Annotated in this window: 18 protein-coding genes; 4 read left to right on the top strand and 14 right to left on the bottom strand. The window is 68.6% G+C overall.

Annotated features, from left to right (window positions below):
• Genes AB0B64_RS01615 through AB0B64_RS01640 form a run of 6 tightly spaced genes read right to left on the bottom strand, consistent with a single transcriptional unit; the run spans position 1 to position 6,655 of the window.
• On the bottom strand, positions 1 to 1,476 hold the full coding sequence (locus tag AB0B64_RS01615) for a sulfatase (RefSeq protein ID WP_357952210.1): 1,476 nt from the start codon (positions 1,474 to 1,476) through the stop codon (positions 1 to 3).
• On the bottom strand, positions 1,473 to 2,942 hold the full coding sequence (locus tag AB0B64_RS01620) for a sulfatase-like hydrolase/transferase (protein WP_358173759.1): 1,470 nt from the start codon (positions 2,940 to 2,942) through the stop codon (positions 1,473 to 1,475). Before AB0B64_RS01620 ends, AB0B64_RS01615 begins: the two co-directional genes overlap by 4 nt.
• Positions 2,939 to 3,910, bottom strand: coding sequence for an aliphatic sulfonate ABC transporter substrate-binding protein (locus AB0B64_RS01625; RefSeq protein WP_358173762.1), 972 nt, complete (start codon positions 3,908 to 3,910; stop codon positions 2,939 to 2,941). Before AB0B64_RS01625 ends, AB0B64_RS01620 begins: the two co-directional genes overlap by 4 nt.
• Positions 3,907 to 4,692, bottom strand: a complete 786-nt coding sequence (locus AB0B64_RS01630; protein WP_358173765.1) for an ABC transporter ATP-binding protein — start codon at positions 4,690 to 4,692, stop codon at positions 3,907 to 3,909. Before AB0B64_RS01630 ends, AB0B64_RS01625 begins: the two co-directional genes overlap by 4 nt.
• Positions 4,689 to 5,477: an ABC transporter permease gene (locus AB0B64_RS01635; protein ID WP_357952206.1), complete on the bottom strand. Its 789-nt coding sequence runs from the start codon at positions 5,475 to 5,477 to the stop codon at positions 4,689 to 4,691. The genes AB0B64_RS01630 and AB0B64_RS01635 overlap by 4 nt, the downstream gene beginning before the upstream one ends.
• Positions 5,474 to 6,655, bottom strand: a complete 1,182-nt coding sequence (locus AB0B64_RS01640) for an ROK family protein (RefSeq protein ID WP_358173768.1) — start codon at positions 6,653 to 6,655, stop codon at positions 5,474 to 5,476. Before AB0B64_RS01640 ends, AB0B64_RS01635 begins: the two co-directional genes overlap by 4 nt.
• A 638-nt stretch (positions 6,656 to 7,293) precedes the next feature.
• Here AB0B64_RS01640 and AB0B64_RS01645 point away from each other — a divergent pair.
• Positions 7,294 to 8,502: an ice-binding family protein gene (locus tag AB0B64_RS01645; protein WP_358173771.1), complete on the top strand. Its 1,209-nt coding sequence runs from the start codon at positions 7,294 to 7,296 to the stop codon at positions 8,500 to 8,502.
• A gap of 8 nt (positions 8,503 to 8,510) precedes the next feature.
• Here the strand turns inward: AB0B64_RS01645 and AB0B64_RS01650 are convergent, their stop codons facing one another.
• The 4 genes from AB0B64_RS01650 to AB0B64_RS01665 form a co-directional block, all read right to left on the bottom strand.
• On the bottom strand, positions 8,511 to 8,906 hold the full coding sequence (locus AB0B64_RS01650) for a VOC family protein (protein WP_357952203.1): 396 nt from the start codon (positions 8,904 to 8,906) through the stop codon (positions 8,511 to 8,513).
• 85 nt (positions 8,907 to 8,991) lie between these two features.
• Complete coding sequence (locus tag AB0B64_RS01655; RefSeq protein ID WP_358173774.1) at positions 8,992 to 9,459, bottom strand: aldo/keto reductase; 468 nt, start codon at positions 9,457 to 9,459, stop codon at positions 8,992 to 8,994.
• Positions 9,399 to 9,965, bottom strand: a complete 567-nt coding sequence (locus tag AB0B64_RS01660) for an aldo/keto reductase (protein WP_357952201.1) — start codon at positions 9,963 to 9,965, stop codon at positions 9,399 to 9,401. The genes AB0B64_RS01655 and AB0B64_RS01660 overlap by 61 nt, the downstream gene beginning before the upstream one ends.
• Positions 9,966 to 10,045: 80 nt before the next feature.
• The gene (locus AB0B64_RS01665; RefSeq protein WP_357952200.1) at positions 10,046 to 11,263 is read right to left on the bottom strand and encodes a hypothetical protein; all 1,218 of its coding nucleotides are present in this window, start codon (positions 11,261 to 11,263) and stop codon (positions 10,046 to 10,048) included.
• 302 nt (positions 11,264 to 11,565) lie between these two features.
• Here AB0B64_RS01665 and AB0B64_RS01670 point away from each other — a divergent pair, with 302 nt between their 5' ends.
• From AB0B64_RS01670 to AB0B64_RS01680, 3 genes are all read left to right on the top strand, one after another.
• The gene (locus tag AB0B64_RS01670) at positions 11,566 to 11,988 is read left to right on the top strand and encodes a hypothetical protein (protein WP_357952199.1); all 423 of its coding nucleotides are present in this window, start codon (positions 11,566 to 11,568) and stop codon (positions 11,986 to 11,988) included.
• A 170-nt stretch (positions 11,989 to 12,158) separates the two neighbouring features.
• Entirely contained in the window at positions 12,159 to 13,307 is a 1,149-nt protein-coding gene (locus AB0B64_RS01675) for a histidine kinase (RefSeq protein ID WP_358173777.1), read from the top strand.
• Positions 13,304 to 13,969, top strand: coding sequence for a response regulator transcription factor (locus AB0B64_RS01680; protein ID WP_357952197.1), 666 nt, complete (start codon positions 13,304 to 13,306; stop codon positions 13,967 to 13,969). Before AB0B64_RS01675 ends, AB0B64_RS01680 begins: the two co-directional genes overlap by 4 nt.
• 209 nt (positions 13,970 to 14,178) lie before the next feature.
• Here AB0B64_RS01680 and AB0B64_RS01685 read toward each other — a convergent pair whose 3' ends face one another.
• The 4 genes from AB0B64_RS01685 to AB0B64_RS01700 form a co-directional block, all read right to left on the bottom strand.
• Positions 14,179 to 14,856, bottom strand: a complete 678-nt coding sequence (locus AB0B64_RS01685; protein WP_357952196.1) for a GNAT family protein — start codon at positions 14,854 to 14,856, stop codon at positions 14,179 to 14,181.
• Positions 14,857 to 15,006: 150 nt separating this feature from the next.
• Positions 15,007 to 15,393 carry a VOC family protein gene (locus AB0B64_RS01690; RefSeq protein WP_357952195.1) on the bottom strand — a complete coding sequence of 129 codons (387 nt, stop codon included), beginning with the start codon at positions 15,391 to 15,393 and terminating at the stop codon, positions 15,007 to 15,009.
• 32 nt (positions 15,394 to 15,425) lie between these two features.
• Positions 15,426 to 16,277 carry an IS5 family transposase gene (locus AB0B64_RS01695; protein ID WP_358173780.1) on the bottom strand — a complete coding sequence of 284 codons (852 nt, stop codon included), beginning with the start codon at positions 16,275 to 16,277 and terminating at the stop codon, positions 15,426 to 15,428.
• Between the two features lie 164 nt (positions 16,278 to 16,441).
• Positions 16,442 to 17,338 (bottom strand): zinc-binding dehydrogenase, encoded by an 897-nt coding sequence (locus tag AB0B64_RS01700; protein WP_358173782.1) that lies wholly within the window; start codon positions 17,336 to 17,338, stop codon positions 16,442 to 16,444.
• Between the last annotated feature and the right edge of the window lie 13 nt (positions 17,339 to 17,351).

Consider the following 17,351-nt stretch of genomic DNA (forward strand, 5'->3'; position numbering starts at 1 on the left):
TCACACCCCGCCGGGGTGCGGCTGACCGGGGAGCGACTGGCTCGGGCGCGGCCGGCCGGGGAGCAACTGGCTGGGGACCGGTTGGCTGGGGTGCGGCTCGTCGCCGAGTGCCGCCTGCGCCTGCCACATGCGGGCCTTCATCTCCTCGCGGACCGCGAGATAGTCCGGCTCGAAGTAGACGTTGCGCAGCTCCGCGGGGTCGGCCTCCAGGTCGTACAGCTCCCATTCCCCGCTGTAGGTGAACGCGCCCGTACCGGGCAGTCCCATGCCGTCGTTGTAGAAGTAGATGATCTTGTAGCGGGACGTCCGGTAACCGTAGTGCGCCGGCGCCTTGTGGAAGACGTCGTCGTGCTCCCAGTAGCGGTAGTACATCCCCTCGGCGGGAGCCGGGCCGGGCTCGCCGGTCAGGTCCGCCAGGAAGCTGCGCCCCTGCATACGGGGATGGTGCGCCACCCCGGCCACGTCCAACACGGTCTGCGCGAAATCCACGTTCGTCACGATACCGGGGTGTACCTGACCAGCCGGTACACGCCTCGGGTAGCTCAGGACCAGCGGCATCCGCAGCGACTCCTCGTACATGAAGCGCTTGTCGAACCAGCCGTGATCCCCCAGGAAGAAGCCCTGGTCGGAGCAGTACATCAGGAGCGTGTCCGCGAAGTCGCCACGGGCCCGGAGCCAGTCGACGACCCGGCCCACGTTGTCGTCGACCGAGGCGACGACGGCCAGGTAGTCCTCCATGTAGCGCTGATATTTCCACAGCGCCAGCTCCTCGTAGGACAGCCCCTCGGGCGGATCCTGCTTGAGGTCCTCGGCGTTCAGGTGCTCGGCGATCCGCATCGCCGCCCGCCGCGCCGAGGACGAGCGCGTCGCGTGGTCATCGGTGAACGTCGCCGGCACCGGGATGGGCTCGGCGTACATCCCGGCGTGCTTCTCGTCGGGCTCCCACGGGCGGTGCGGCGCCTTGTGGTAGATCAGCAGGCACCACGGGTCGTCGCCGTCGAGCCCGTCGGCCCACGACAGCGCCAGGTCGGTGATGAGGTCGGTGGCGTAGCCGGGGACGGTCCGCAGGCCCTCCTTCGAGAGGAATCGCGGATCGAAGTACTCCCCCTGCTCGATCAGCACGTCCCAGTAGTCGAACCCCTGCGGATCATGACCGGGGCCGTCCCCCATGTGCCATTTGCCGACGATGGCGGTCCGGTACCCGGCGTCCCGCAGCAGGCTCACGAACGTCGGCTGGGCGGCGTCGATGGGCGTGACGAGCGTCGAGACGCCGTTGACGTGCGAGTACGTGCCGGTCAGGATGCTGGCCCGGCTCGGCGAGCAGAGCGCGTTGGTCGCGAAGCAGTTGTCGAACCGGGCCCCGGACGCCGCGATCTCGTCGATGCGCGGCGTCCGGTTGACTACCGACCCGTACGCGCCGACGGCGTGCGAGGCGTGGTCGTCGGTGAGGATCATGACGATGTTGGGCCGTCTCACCGGTAGGTCGCCTCGTCCAGCCCGCTCATCGTCGGGTCGTAGGAGACGTCGCCGACGTCGTACATCGACGTCATCCAGTGGTAGAAGTTGTCACCCCGATCCCGCAGCACCTGGTACAGCCGCCGCATCAGCCGGCCGCGCACCGCCTCCATCTCGGGGTGCGCGTAGACATTGAGCAGTTCGTCCGGGTCGGTGAACAGGTCGTACAGCTCGTTCGTCGAGTCCGGGTTGACGACCAGCTTGTAGCGGTCGGTCCGGATCATCCGCTGCGGATACGGGAAGTGGTGCCCGTGGAACTCGCAGACGATGTCCTGCTCCCACGCCACCTCGTCGGCGGACGCGAGCGGCACGAGGCTGCGCGAGTCGACGGCGGGAGCGGGGTCGATCCCGGCCAGTTCGAGGATGGTCGCCGTGCAGTCCAGCAGGCTGACGAACTCCGACCGGACGACTCCGGGCTCCTGCCCCGGAACGCGGAGCAGGCCGGGCGTGCGGTAGATGTCCTCGTACATCGCCGGGCCCTTGTCATGCAGCCGGTGCGCGCCGGTGAACTCGCCGTGATCGCAGGTGAAGAACACGGCCGTGTCGTCGACCAGCCCGAGGCGCCGCATGGCGTCCATGACCCGGCCGATCTGGGCGTCGATGAGCGCGACGTACCCCCAGTAGACGGCGATGAGCTTGCGCGTCACCTCCAGCGGCATGGTGTCGAACGTCCAGTGCGCGCTGTAGTTGGCCTGCACCGCGGGCTTGCCGGCGAAGGTCTCGGCGATCGACTTGGGCAGCTCGACCAGCTCGGGGTCGAACATGTCGAAGTACTCGTCCGGCACGATGTACGGCAGGTGCGGCCCGAAGAAGTTGAGCTGCAGGAAGAAGGGCCGCTCGTCGGCCGCGTACCGCTCCAGCATCTCGATCGTCCGCGTCGCCAGGTAGTGCTCGAACGTCGCCTCCACCGGCTGACGCAGCCGCGCGGCGAGCAGGTTGCCCGGCCCGCCGTTGGGCAGCGTCCCTCGGATGTGGTCGTGGATCTCGTACGGCGGCAGCCCGTTGGCCGCCAGGTAGTCCAGATAGTCGGGGTGGTCCACGGGGTTGTGCCACCCCGGCAGGTCCGGCCCGTCGAAGCCGAAGTCGGCCGCCCGCCGGTGGTGCCCGACGTGCCACTTGCCGATGAGCCCGCAGTTGTACCCGGCCCCCCGCAGCGCCTCGGAGAAGGAGAACTGCCCGTCGGGCAGGTCCTCCATGTAGCCGACGTTGCGCTCGTGGTTGGCCAGCAGCTTGTGCCGGAACGGCGCCTGCCCGGTGAGCAGGCTCGCCCGCGCGGGCGTGCAGATCGCGGTGGGGGTGTACCAGCGGTCGAACCGGGTTCCGGTCCTGGCCAGCTCGTCGAGGACGGGGGTGGCGGCCAGGCGGTTGCCGTACGCGCCGAGGGTGTCGACGCGGTGCTGGTCGGTCATCAGGAACAGGATGTTCACTTGGCGGCGCCCGTGAACAGGTCGGCGGTGTAGTAAGTCTTGGGGGCGACGGCGCCGGTGAGCTTGCCCGCGCCGACGAAGTAGTCGTTCATGCCGGTCAGCCACTTGTCGATCGTGCCGTCCTTGGTGTAGCCGTCCAGTTCGGACAGCGACAGCACCTTGGAGTTGGCCGCGTCGGCCTTCACCTGCTCGGCCGGCTGGTTGAGCATCTTGGCGGTCGCGGCGATGGTCTCGTCGAGGTGCTCGCTGCGGTACTGGATCGCGTCGCGGAGCACGGCGATGACCTTCTGGGTCTTGCCCTGGTCCTTGGCGACGACGTCGTTGCCGGCCACGAACGCGGTCGGGAAGGACACCGTGTCGGCGAAGTCCTCGTTCTTGGCCAGCTCGACCAGGTCCGGAACGGCCTTCTTGATCGTGGCGATGGCCGGATACCAGAAGCCGGCCGCGTCGATCTGCTTGGAGGTGAACGCCGAGACGATCGTCGCCGCGTCCATCGGGACGATCTTGACGTCGGTCTTCGCCAGCCCGGCCTTCTTCAGGGCGAGCGTGAGGATCATGTCGCCGGAGGTGCCCTCGGGCACACCGATCGTCTTGCCCTTCAGGTCGGCCATCGAGCCCGTACCGGCCTGCGCGATGACGCGGTCGGCGTTGCCGAGCGTGTTCATCGCGACGACCTTGGCCTTGCCGGTGGCCGGCAGCCACATGGCGCCCGGCCCGATGTAGCCGAAGTCGAGGTCGCCGGTGCCCAGCGCCTGGATCTGCAGCGGGCCGTTGGTGAAGACGCTGGTCTTCGCGTCGATACCGTGCTTCTTCCACAGGCCCTGCTGGTCGGCGACGGCGAGCAGGCTGGCGCCGTTGAAGTCGCCGATGTAGCCGAAGTTGACCTGGGTGCCGACGTCGCCTGACGAGCAGGCGGCCGTGCCGAGCGCCAGCATGACGGCGGCAGCGGCGATGGATGTCTTTCTCATTGCGCGGGCTCCTTGACTTGCCGCTGGTGGTACACCGAATGCCAGACGCGGTTGCGCAGGTTCCCGAACTCGGGACTCAGGCGCATGTCCTCGTCGCGCGGATAGGGGAGGTCGACGTCGATGACATCGGCGATGCGGCCGGGCCGCGCGGCCATCACGATCACCCGGTTGGCGAGGAACACCGCCTCGTCCACGTCATGGGTGATGAACATGACCGTCCGCCGCTCCTGGCTCCACGTCTCCAGGAGCTGCTCCTGCAGCCGCACCCGGGTCAGCGCGTCCAGCGCGCCGAAGGGCTCGTCCATGAGCAGGATCGACGGGTTGACCGCGTACGCGCGGGCGATGGCGCAGCGCTGCTTCATGCCGCCGGACAGCGTCTTGGGCAGCGCGTCCGCGAACCGCTCCAAGCCGACCAGGCCGATGAAGTGCTCGGCCCGCCGGCGCCGCTCGTCCTTGGGCACCTTGGCGGTACGCAGGCCGAACTCGACGTTCTCGCGGACGGTCAGCCACGGGAACAGCGCGTACTGCTGGAAGATCACCCCGCGCTCGGGGCCAGGACCCGAGACCGGCTTGCCGTCGACGAGCGCGGCGCCGCCGGTGGGCTGCTCCAGCCCGGCGAGGATGTTGAGCAGCGTGCTCTTGCCGCAGCCGGAGGGCCCGACGACGGTCACGAACTCGTTGTCGGCGATGTCGAGCGAGACGCCGCCGAGGGCGACGAAGTCCTCCTTGCCGACGGGGTAGACCTTTTCGATGTCGCGTACGGAGATCTTGGGCGTGGTCATCGGCTCTCCTGCCAGGCCGTCAGCTTGTTGCCGGCCAGCATGAGCAGCCGGTCCATGATCAGGCCGAGGATCCCGATCGTGATGATGCCGACGAAGATCGTCGGCAGGTCGTAGTAGAGCTGCGCGTTCTGCATCCGGTGCCCGAGCCCCGCCTGCGCGGCCAGCAGCTCGGCGGCCACCAGCGTGCCCCAGGCCGAGCCGAGCCCGACCCGCATCCCGACGAGGATGAACGGCGTCGAGGCCGGCACCACGACCCGCGCGAAGATCGTCCCGTCCCCCGCGCCGAGGACCCGCGCGGCGTTGACGAGGGTCCGGTCCACGTTCACCACGCCCTGGTAGGTCGAGATGACGCAGGCCAGGAACGCCGCCAGGAAGATGACGAAGATCTTCGGGCTCTCGCCGATGCCCATCAGGACCAGCACCAGCGGCAGCATCGCCAGCGGCGGGACGGTCCTGAAGAACTGGATCCACGGCTCGAACAGGCCGCGCGCGATCGTGTACCACCCCATGAGGAAGCCGATCAGGACCGCCGCGACCGAGCCGAGCGCGAACCCGGCCAGCACCCGCCCGAGCGAGGCGCCGACGTCGGTGACGAGTGTGCCGTCCAGGAGCATCCGCCAGGCGGCCGCGACGACCTCGCCCGGGGTCGGGAACTGCAGCCCGGCCAGGGACAGCCCCCACCAGATCGCCAGCCCGGCCACCACCGAGCCGATGTTGAGCATCAGCAGGGTACGGCTCTTGCGGGGGCGGACCTTCGTGGCCGCCGCCGCTTCCGTAGTGATCACGGCCACCTTTGGCCTCCGTCCGTTGTGACGTTCGCTTCGTATCCGGCCAGCAGTGGGGACTCGTGGAACAGGGCCGCGATGGCGCCGAGCGCGCCGCCGTCGTCCGCCAGCAGGGCGGCGCGGATCACCGGCGCCGCGTCGGTCAGCCACGACAGTTCGTACGTGACCGTGGCCGCGACCTGCTGCACCAGCGTGGGCGCGATCATGACGATCTCGCCGGCCAGCACGATCTCGCTGGGGTTGAGCGTCATCGCGGCGGTGCCGAGCACCCGGCCGACCGCCGCGCCGGCCGCGCGCAGCACCTGGTCGACGACCGGGTGCGCGATCTCTACGGCGGCCCGCAGGTCGTCGAGCGTCTCCATCGGCAGGCCGAGCTCGCGGCAGCGCCCGAGGATCGCCGGGACCGACGCGACGGTCTCCACGCAGCCGCGCTTGCCGCACCGGCACTGCGCGCCGCCGGGCACGACGGTCACATGGCCGAGCTCTCCGGCGTAGCCCTTGAAGCCTCGTACGAGCTGGCCGCCCACCACGAGCCCGCCGCCGACGCCGTCGGACAGGCGCAGGTAGATGAGGTCGCGTACGGAGTCCGACTGGGCGTGCAGCGCCTCGGCCAGCCCCGCGAAGCGCACGTTGTTGTCGACGATCACGGCGGTGTGGAAGCGCTCGGCGAACAGCTCCGCCACCCCGTCGGCGCGCGAGCGGTCACCCCAGCCCGGCACGCCGATCCCGATGGCCTGGAGGGCGCCGTAGTGGACACCGGTGTCGGCGCTGATCCGGTCGATCAGCGCCAGCCCGGCCTCGACCCGCTCGGGCCACTGCGCCGACTCCTCGTAGCGCGAGGTGCCGGACGCGATGATGTCGTGCGCCGCGTCGGCCACCAGGACGTTCACCCGCCGGTGGCCGAAGTCGACGCCCATGTACTGCCCCGAACCGGGGTCCAGCGCGAGCCGTTCGGCCGGCCGGCCGCTGCCGACGCGCTCGACGGCGTCGGTGTCGACGACCTGGATCGCGCCGCGCCCGATCAGGTCACTGGTGATCTCGGAGACCGTGGTGCGCGACAGGCCGACCCGCGTCGCGATCTCGCTGCGGCTCTGCGCGCCGTGCTGGCGTAGCAGGCGCAGCACTCTCTCCTCATGGGAGCGACGGACGAGCGCATGGGCTCCATTGGGCGTTGACACGCTGGAAACCTATGGTTTGCCCATTTTTTACGTCAACCTTCCGGCAGAAAGAATCCGGAAATCTGTCGCAGGGCCGACGAAAACGTCTGACCAGCGCTTACGGGTCGGGCTACTGGCAACGGGGAGCTGTCGGCGCCTCGATGGAGGAACCCCGCGCCCGTCCATGGTTTCTGCGGCACTCGCCGTAGGACCCCTGCCGACCGCAGCCCGCGACCCCACGCCTATGTCTCGCTATCTCACGACTATGTATCGCCTCTCCCGTCCACCGGACCCGTCAAGATCGGCCCTCGAGCGTGCGGCGCGGGACGTCGATCAACTTCCCATCATGACGAGAAACGCGAGGTCCGGGGGGTCCGAGCGCCGGAAGGAAGCGCGTACCCGGATCTGGCTGCGGTTTTCCACAGCTCACCCGCCGTGGTGTCGCGACGTGAATCGTGCGTCACGGGCTGACAGCGAAATTCGGCGCCATAGCCATCCCAAGGTTCGGGCTGATCCCGGTGAACCCCGGCTGTCTTGTATCCCGTGTCAGTGATCAAGGAAAGAAGTCTTGTCATCCACAGAGCACGCCACCCCCGCACCGGGCCGATGTGGGGACTACAAGATCACTATCCGCAACTCCGTCCATAGGTGAGGGACGTATGAACAGACTTGTCTCGGCAATGCTGCGATATGCCAGGGGTTCGACCTTCGCGACCACCGGTGTGGCCGCCCCGGCACAGATCGGCTTTCCTGGCTCTTCCCGGCTGGCGGCCGGTTTCGCGCTCATTCCCGTCGTGACCATGCTCCTTACCGCGCAAGCCAGGGCGTGCACCCCGGACAAGCCGGTGGGGCTCGGCAGCGCCGCGAACTTCGCGGTTCTGGGTGCCAGCACCGTCACCAACACCGGCGAGACCGTCATCACCGGCGACCTCGGGCTGAGCCCGGGCACGTCGGTCACCGGTTTCCCGCCCGGCACCGTGGTCGGCGGTGCCATCCACGTGGCCGACACCGCCGCCGCCCACGCCCAGGTCGACCTGACCGCCGCCTACAACGACGCCGCCTCTCGTACTCCCGCCACCACCATCGGGACAGAGCTCGGCGGGACCACCGTGAAACCAGGGGTCTACAACTCCGCCGCGGGCACCTTCGGGATCACCGGAAACCTGACCCTCGACGCGCAGGGAGACCCGGACGCGGTCTTCATCTTCCAGGCGGCCTCCACCCTTATCACCGCCTCCTCCAGCGCGGTGATCCTCACCGGCGGCGCCAAGGCCGCCAACGTCATCTGGCAGGTCGGCAGCTCGGCCACGCTGGGTACCGGCTCCAGCCTGGCCGGGAACGTCCTCGCGCTGACCTCGATCACCGTGACCACCGGCGTGAACGTGAACGGTCGCGTCCTGGCCCGCAACGGCGCCGTCACCCTGGACACCAACGCCATCAGCCGGTCCACCGGCGCACTGTCCATCAACGTGCCCGGCAGCGCGGACCCGGGTTCCGCAGCAGCCGGCGCCGCCAACGTGTCGGGCCCGCTCGGCGAGATCACCGTGACCGACACCCGCGGTGACCCGAACGCCGCCTGGACCGCGACCGTCGACTCCACGGACTTCACCACTGGCGGCGCCACCGCCCCCGAGACCATCGCGAAGAGATCCGTCAACTACTCCCCGGGCCCGGCCATCAACACGACCGGTAGCGCGACATTCACTCCCGGAACGGCCGGCGGCCTCGGCTCCGCGCGTATCGCCTTCTCCGCCGCCGACGGCGCGGGGAACAACTCCGCCACCTGGAACCCGACGATCACCGTGGCCTTGCCGGCCGATGTCGTCGCCGGGACCTACACCGGCGCCATCACCCACTCGGCCGCCTAGTGCCTTCGTCACAGCTTGATGGGGTGGGCGGCGAGCCGTGCGCCCAGGTGGGCATGCGTGCCGAGTAGCCACGCCGCGCTGACGGACACTTCCGGTGAGGGTGGTCGAGTCCGCCGCCGATGAGGAGCATGCGTAGATGATCGGACCGCCTCGTGCTCGGCGGTGTCGAGGTCATCGACAGTGAGGTCGAGGTGGATCTGCTGTGAGCGATCATTGGACTGCCAGGTCGGTGGCTGGTCGTCCTCGACACGGACTGCACCGAGGTGGAGCGTCCCGACCTTGACCGCGCAGAATCCCGGTGTCTCGACCGTTATCTCGCCGCTGAGCATGTGTGCCCAGAAGCGGGCCAGGGAGATCGGGTCAGGGCATTCGAGGTTGATGACGGCGATGCCGGCGAGGGGCAAAGGCAGTCCAGACGAGACCGAAAGTGAGGCAGGGGTCAACGGGCATGAGGCGGGATCAGCCGTGGCGGGCGGTTGGGCCGGTGTTTCAGATCACCGGGATGAGCGGGTCGTCGAAGAGACTCCGGTCCCCGTCGACGCCGTGGGCTAGCGCGCCGGCCACGTCTTCGTGGGGGGCACCGAACCTGATCGCGCTGACCTCATCCAACAGCTGGTAGTGGTGTGGGTCGAGCTCGACATCCAGCGCGTCGAGGTATCCTGCCAAGTGGGCCGGGGTGCGAGGCCCAACGATGGGGATCATCGAGGTCTGGGCCCGCGCAGCGCGCTGACGCAGCCAGGCCAGTGCGACATGGACTGGGCCGGTACCAATCTCAGCGGCCACGGCAAGGACCGCGTCGAGCACAGCGGTGCGCTGCTCACCGCCCTCGCCGACAGTACCGTCGACCGCGGCCCGTGCGCTGAGTCGCCCCTGCTCGCCGTGGCGGTATTTCCCGGTCAGCAGACCGCCTGCCAGCGGGGAATAGAGAACGACGCCCAGCCCATGTGCTTGGGCCATCGGGATGAGTTCCCGCTCCCAGAGCGCTCAGCCAGGCTGTACTCGGTCTGGATGCCGACCAGCGACCTGTCTCCGTTCAGCTCCGACCTGACAGCGGCGCCGGCGACCCGCCAGGCCGGGAAGTTCGGCAGGCCACCGTAGCGGATCTTGCCCGCTCGAATCAGGTCCTCGAAGCCGCCCAGGATCTCCGAGATCGGGATAACGCCGTCGGGGAAGTGCGGCATGAAGACGTCAACGTAGTCGGTCTTCAACCGTCGCAGGGTCTCCTCCAGGGACCGGATCATGGTCTTGCGGCTGTTGCCTGTGGTGCCGGGGCGGACCTGGACGCTCCTGCTCCCGCTGTATTTGGCGATCACAACGTAGTCGTCGCGCTCGCGACCCAACAGGTCGCCCAGAACGGTCTCTGCCTCACCGTCTTGGTAGATGTTCGAGACGTCGAAGGTGGTCCCGCCGGCCGACACGAACGACTCGAAGATCGCCCTGGCCCCCTCCAGGCCCGCTCCCAAGCCAGGCGGTCGGCCCCCACAATGCGATGGCGCAGCGGTCGGCTCGCGCACATCACCCACTCCATCGCAAGGAGGAAGGTTTAGCCGGTGACCCGGGCCAGGAACTGGCCCTTGGCGTGCTCGTCGGTCTCCCGGGTGCCGTAGCCGGTGGCCCACAGGCCGCCGCCCGGCACAGCGCCGAGCTGCTTGATCCGGTAGTCGTCGAGCAGCGGCGGCTTCGGCGCCTGCTGCCAGGCGGTGCCGTTCCAGCGCAGCAGCACACCGACGCTGCGCGCGGTGGCGTCGTCCTGCCCGCTGCCTCCGGCCCACACCTCGGTGCCGTTCCAGGCCAGCGAGGTGATGGAGGATCCGTACCAGCCGGTGATCGCCGGGGTCGGCGTCACCGTCCACGCGCTACCGTTCCAACGCATGGCGAACGCCTCGCGCTTCTTGACCGAAATGCCGTTGGCCTCGTAGGTGGTCCGCTGACCGGCCGCCCACACCTCGCCGGACCGCGCGGCCACCGCGTCCAGAGCGGTCTCGACCAGCGCTTCCTTCGGCGGATCCGGCAGCCGGGACCAGGTGTGGCCGTCCCAGTGCAGCACCAGGGTGTGCGCATCGGTGCTCGGCCCGTAGCGGTTGGTGGTGCCGACCGCCCAGACGTCGTCCGGTGCCAGAGCATGCACCGCGCTCAGGTCGGTGTTGCCCGCGAGCGGCGGGAGGCTCATCTTCTGCCAGGCGGTGCCGCTCCAGCGGATCACACCCGCCGTGGAAACCTCACTGCTTGACTGGTAGGACCTGCCGACCGCGAAGGCGGTGCCGCCCACCGCGGCGACATCATCAAGGTAGAAAGGGTTGTTCTGTTCGGTCGGGTACGGAGTGAGGGTCCAGGCCGTACCGTTCCAGTGGTAGGCGATGGTCGAACCGGTGGCCCACACGTCGTTCGCCGCGGCGGCCGACACCGAGGTCAGCGCGCCCCGGCAGTTGATATCCGGCCGGTCGTCCACCCAGTTCTGACCGTTCCAGCGGAACAGATCGGGGCAGACCGCACCCGCCGGCGGGTTCGGCCAGCCCTCCATCCGCACCTGCCCCACAGCCCAAGCTTGGGTGCCGCTCAGCGCGGCGACATCGTTGAGTTCCTTGAGTTGCTTCTCGGATTCGACGTACCCGTAGGGAAAGGACAGCTGGTCCCAGACCGGCGCGAGTGTCGCGCCCGCCGGGGCCGCGGTCGCCAGGCTCGCGGTCGTCAGGCTCGCGGTGAGCGCGACCGCACCGAGAATTCTGCTGGATGTCAGGGATAATATTTTTCTCTTGGTCACGAACGATTTCGTACCATCGCCGGTCAGCGGCGCCCATGGCCTAGGGAATGCATAGGGGGCCCTGGAGAAACCATAGGGGCCCTAGGGGTGCTCCACTGGCGCGTCCATTATCGATAGGCAGCGGAACTTCATGTCCGTCCACAGGTCACCGGGCATTTCATGCCTGATACCTACTCCCTTTGGTGTAGCTCATACAGCGAACGGTGCAAGGTCAAATGACGATCAACGGACGACGCACTCCCGCTGCGGTCCGCCCTACCGTTTCTCGTCGAGATAGCCGGATGAGAACTGGAGGAATCGCCATGAGCAAGAAAGTGATCACTGCGATCGCCGGGCTGAGCTTGACGGCCGGTTTGCTGGGATTGGTCGGCGTGCCGGCTGGTGCCCAGGCTGGCACGGCCAGTCAGGCCACCGCTGCGATGGCCGCGCCGAAGCCGCCGAAGGGCGCCAGGGCGGTGCTTCAGGTCAGCCCCAATCCGACCACCAAGCGAGGCCAGGAGGTGACGATCACCGGCAACTGCGGCGGCGGCAAAGAGCTCAAGGCGGTGCTCGCCGGGATCAACAGAGAGCGCCCGCTGCTGCAGAACATCCGCATCATTGACGACAACCCGCAGGGATTCGTGGTGAAGGCGACCCTCGCCCCCACCATCGGTAATGGCGTCGGTCCCGTTTTCGTCGACTGTGGCGACGAGGCAGGCGTGACCCTCCTGGTCACCCACGTCTGATCCGGCTGGTAAACAGATCAAGAGCTTCCGCGGCCCTTGAGTCCGCCGTCCGCGCGACTCCGGAAGCCGAACATGCCGACGGCGTCACCTAGGCGGTCACCTGGGCGACGCCGTCCTGGTTCGCCCCGGCCCGGCGTTACACCCCTCGCCCCTCGAGAAAGGGCCTTCGCATGGCCGAACCGCCCCCACTACGCGAACCCGCTCCTGTCCGGCACCTCGCCCGGATCACCGACATTGCGCTCGCTACCCTCACGCTGGTCTTCTTCATCGCCGTAGCCCTCGCCGCCGGGGTGCACACCCCCCGGCAGGGCACGTACCCCCTCGCTCTGCTTCTTGGAGCGCTCCTGCTGGTCAGACACCGCTGGCCGATGACCGTGCTGCTGCTGTCGATCGGCGGGATCTTCGCCTATCACCTCACCGGACATTGGTCTCCCGCCGGTTGGATCTGGCCGGCCGCGGTCGCCTACTTCACCGCCGCAACCACGCCACGCGTGCGCTGGGTGGCTGCCATCGGCCTGGCCCAGCTGGTCTACTCTGCGGTCGACTTCCGCTGGGCGCTGGACACGAACCCGACCCGCTACGTCTTACACGTCGCGGGGGAAGGCCTGCTCCTGGCGATCCTCATCGCTGCGGGCCTCGCCTACGCTGCCGCGATGCGCTGGCGCGAGCGGCTGCGCGAAACCGACAGCCGTGCTCGTGCCGCCGAGGAACGGCTGCGCGTCTCGCACGAGGTACACGACATCATCGCGCACACGCTGGCCGTCGTCGGCGTTCAGCTCAATGTCGCCGCCGACACTCTCCAGGAGGATCCGACCGCGGCCGCCGCCGCGCTACGCCTGGCGAAGGACGTCAGGAACCGGGCGATGACCGACCTCCGCTCCCTCGTCGCGGTCCTGCGCGACAACCCCGCTGACACCGCGCCGCAGGCGGATCTGGCCTCCTTGGACACTCTCATCGCCGACGCCCGCGCCGCCGGGCTCGAGGTGACCCTCGACGAGCACGGCGACCGCGCGGCCATCCCTGCCGTTCTCGCCATCGCCCTTTACCGCGTCGTCCAGGAGTCCCTGGCCAACGCGCTCAAGCACGCGGGAGCGAGCAAGGCCGAGGTGACGATCGGCTACCAGCCCCGCTCGATCACCGTCGAGATCACCGACGACGGCCGCAGCGCCCCAGGCGGCGCCGAGGCCACCGAAGGCCATGGCCTGGCCGGTATGCGCGAGCGAGTGAGCGCACTCGGGGGCGCGCTCACCGCAGGACCGATCGCCGGCGGCGGCTTCGCCGTGCGGGCCGACATCCCTGTGGCAGGCTCGACGGCATGACGATCAAGGTGCTCCTCGCCGACGACCAGGCACTCGTACGGGCCGGCTTCCGCAGCCTGCTGGCCCGCTCCCGGGACATCACGGTCGTCGGCGAAGCCCAGGACGGCGACGAAGCCGTACGGCTGGCCGCGAGCACCCGCCCCGACGTGATCCTCATGGACATCCGCATGCCCGGCACCGATGGGATCACCGCCACGCGCCGCATCATCACCGGCTCGACCACTCTGAGCTGTCGCGTCATCATCCTCACGACGTTCGACACCGACGAACACGTCTTCGCCGCCCTGCGCGCCGGCGCCAGCGGCTTCCTCACCAAAGAGGTCGAACCCGCCGAACTGCGCCGGGCGGTCGCCGCCGTCGCCGACGGAGACGCGCTCCTGTCTCCGGGCGTGACCCGCCGCGTCATCGAGCAGTTCGCCCACCGGCAGGACCTCACGCCCAGCGCGGGGCAGCGATTGGCCGCCCTTACCGTCCGGGAACTGGAGACGGTCAAGCTCGTGGCGCTCGGCCTTTCCAACAACGAGATCGCCGAGCGGCTCGTCATCAGTCCACTCACCGCCAAGACCCACATCACCAGGGCCATCGCCAAGCTGAACGTACGCGACAGAGTCCAGCTGGTCATCCTGGCCTACGAGAGCGGCCTGATACGGCCCGGCGCGTGACACCGGGCGATGCCGACGCTGCCGACAAGAGCGCCAGAAAATGCGGCCCACAGACTGTTTGGCTCCGAAACGATTCGGCAGGAGCGCCGCCCTTGAACCCCAGAACCAGGCTCTACATTCAGTCGTGATCTACCGCCACAGACCTGTCAGCTCTATCGCGTGTTCAGGGCTGTCGGCGTAATGGACACCCTCCCTGGAAGGTTTGTTGGTCAGTCAACTGGTGGTAGGTCAATCCCGAGGACTGGCAGGCAGTCGCCGACGGCGACGAGTTCGATGTCGTCGCGCCGCCGCTTGATCCACTGCTCCCGGGTCAGCCGCCACCGCTTGATCTCTGCCGGCTCGCCGCGCCGGGTGTCCCAGTCGACGCCGTTCGGCACGTAACCCAGTGCCTGCGAAACGCGGTTCGAGGCGTGGTTGTCGACGAAGGCATCGCTGCCCGCCTCACTGGCGCCGAGCCCGTCGAAAGCCAGCTGCAGCACCGCCTGCCGCATCTCCTTGCCCAGGCCGCCGCCCCGAACGTCCGGGCTGAGCCAGGAGAATGTGGTGACCGTACCGAACGCGGCGAAGTCGCGGCCGATCAGATCCTGCATGCCCACCGGTTCGCCGTCGACGACTACGACGAAGTACAGACGCCACAAGCTCTCGCTGACCTGGCCCCGGCCCCGCCACACCGCCCGCAGCCAGCCCCACTCGCGCTCCGGGCTGTCCGCATAGAGGGACATCGGATCGTCGAAGGGCCACGGGGGCTTGACGGCCACGCCCTTGCGCACCGTCGGGACCAGGCGTTCTAGGAGCTCATCTGTCGCCCCGAGCAAGGACAGCCGAGGTGTGTGCACCTGCACGTTCAGCGGGGGATACGCGGACAGAGGCGAGCCAGTCGTCGGCATGGGCGCAACCGTACGGGCCGACCGGCACGGCGCGCATCACATATTCGGCCTGGCCCTGAGCACGTCGTTCGCCTCGTGCACTGTTACAGGCCATCGACAGTCCGAGACCCCCACGCCGGCCCCCACCCGCCTGGTCTACCAGCGGCAGACTTAGGGCCAGGTCTTGGCCTCGGACTCGAACACCGCGCGGTCGCTCTCCACGGGAAGCACGCACATGAGATGACCGCCGGGGACGCGCAGGGTGCGGCACTCCTGCCACCGCGCCACCTCACTCGCGCCCAGGGCGATCAGTCGCCGGGTCTCCGCCTCGACGTCGTCGGTCTCGATGTCCACATGGAAACGGGGAGCGTCGTCGACCGCCTGCACGGCCACGAGCGGGCCAGGCTCGGGCAAGGCGCCGTGCAGCGAGATGAACTGCTCCTCGGAAGGCAGCGGGCGAGCCGTGGCCCCCAGCGCCGCGGCCCAGAAGGCGGCCGCTGCCTCAGCCTCCGGCGTGGGGGTGTCTATCAGGAGGGCGTAGACACGACTGCGATGCATGGTGATCATGCTAAGACCGACCGGCAAATGGATCACTTCAGGCGTCGGGTGGTGGGGCGGTGGTCCCAGCGATAGCGGGTCGTCGAGCGTCGGATGAGCATGCGGAGCGTGACGAAGGCGGCGGCGAGGTATAGGTAGAAGTCCACGACGCTGCTGCTCTTCTCGGTGCAGCGCCGCAGCTTGCCGTAGCCGTTCATCCACGAGTGGCACCGCTCAACCACCCACCGTTTGCCGGCCTGGATCGGTGCGGGCACGCCCTTGCGGGCTATCTCGCCGGTGAAGCCGAACTCGTCGAGCAAGGCACGGGTCCTGGCGCTGTCGTAGCCCCGGTCGAGATTGACGTTCACTTGCTCGGGGAGTGCTCCTACCTGGGCTTTCGTTGCTTCGAGGGTGGGGTCGAGCAGTGGTGAGTCATGCCGGTTGGCGCCTGCGGAGACAATTCCCAAAGGGACCCCGGCCGCGTCGGAGGCTAACGATCGCTTCAGTCCCTGTTTGCCTCGGTCGACCGGGGAGCGTCCAGCTTTCTCGCCGCCCGATGGAGCTTTCGTGATGCATCCGTCCACAGAGATCTCAGCCAGTTGGAGGCCGATCATGCGATCGTACGCTTGCAGCGCCAGGGCGTGGATCTGCTCTGATATGCCCATCTGCGACCAGAGCTTGACGCGGCGTCGAATGGTTCGGTCCGAGCAGCCCGAACTGGCGATCCGCTCGTATCCAGTGCCGTGGACCAGGGCCTGCACGATGTGCTCGAAGACGATTCGGTCCGGGACCCGGCGACGGTGGCAGCCCAGCGGGTGGGTCGGCGCATAGTCATCGCGCGCGGGTAGCAGGGCGGCGAACTGGTCCCACAGGGGGGCGAGCAGGCAAGATGGCACAGCAGGCACGGGCCCTCCAGTGATCACTGAGCGTAGAGAACTCCATGATCATTCAAGCCCGTGCCTGTCTCGTACCCGGCACCACCATTCGCCCGTCGGTCGCAGCCCCGTCTTTGACCTCCATCAGCGTCGTACGGCACGGAGGAAGGTTGTGACGGCGTCGCGCCAGCCGGTTACTTGAGATCGAGGACGGCTTTGCCGTGGAGGCGACGGTCGAGCAGAACCTTGACTGCCTCGGAGTGGCGAGTCCAGGGGCCGCGCCAGCTGATGCCCGGATCGAGGCTGCCTGCGGCGATCTCTCCAGCCAGCCAGGTCAGATCCGCAGAGAAGTCGGTGGTGGGGTCGCCGAAGAGGAAGAAGGTGCGGATCGACCGGCCGTGCCGTCCTCCGTCGCCCAGCAGGGCATCCGGTGACAGCACCGCATCGGCCTCGGAGGATCGGCCTACGCTGATGAGGCTGCCGCCGGCCGACAGGGAGGCGAAGGCGTCGACGAGGTACTGTCCGCCGACGTTGTCAAGAACGGCCGAGACGGGCTGCTGCACGGCGGCCGGCTCGGGGTGGACCTCGTGGGCGCCCAGGGCTCGCAGCCCGTCCGCCTGAGCGGTGCTCCGGCTGATGGCAACGACGTGCGCGCCGGCGCGGGCGGCCAACTGGACGGCGTAGCGGCCGACGCCGCCTGAAGCACCGGTGACCATCACGCGGCGACCGAGCAGCGATCCCATCTGACGTAGCACGTGCAGGGCGCTCAGCCCGGCCACGGGAACGGTGCTCAACGCGCCGGGATCGGCGTCCTTTGGCGCGGTGCCGAGCAGGGCGGCGGGTACGGCGCGCAACTCGGCCCAGCCGGCCTCCCCTCCAAGGGTGACAACCCTCTCTCCCTCGGCCGGGCCCGAACCGTCGGCGGCCGCCTGAACGACCACGCCGGCCGCGTCCCATCCGAGCACGGTGCCGTCCGGCATCTCCGGACGGGTGGCCACATGGACCTCACCGAAGTTCAGCGAGACCGCCTCGACCCGCACGAGCACCTCGTGGGCGGCGGGTCGCGGGGCAGGGACGTCCGTCAGTGACAAGTGTCCAGGTGAG

Source organism: Nonomuraea sp. NPDC049129, assembly GCF_040648495.1.
Lineage (GTDB): Bacteria > Actinomycetota > Actinomycetes > Streptosporangiales > Streptosporangiaceae > Nonomuraea.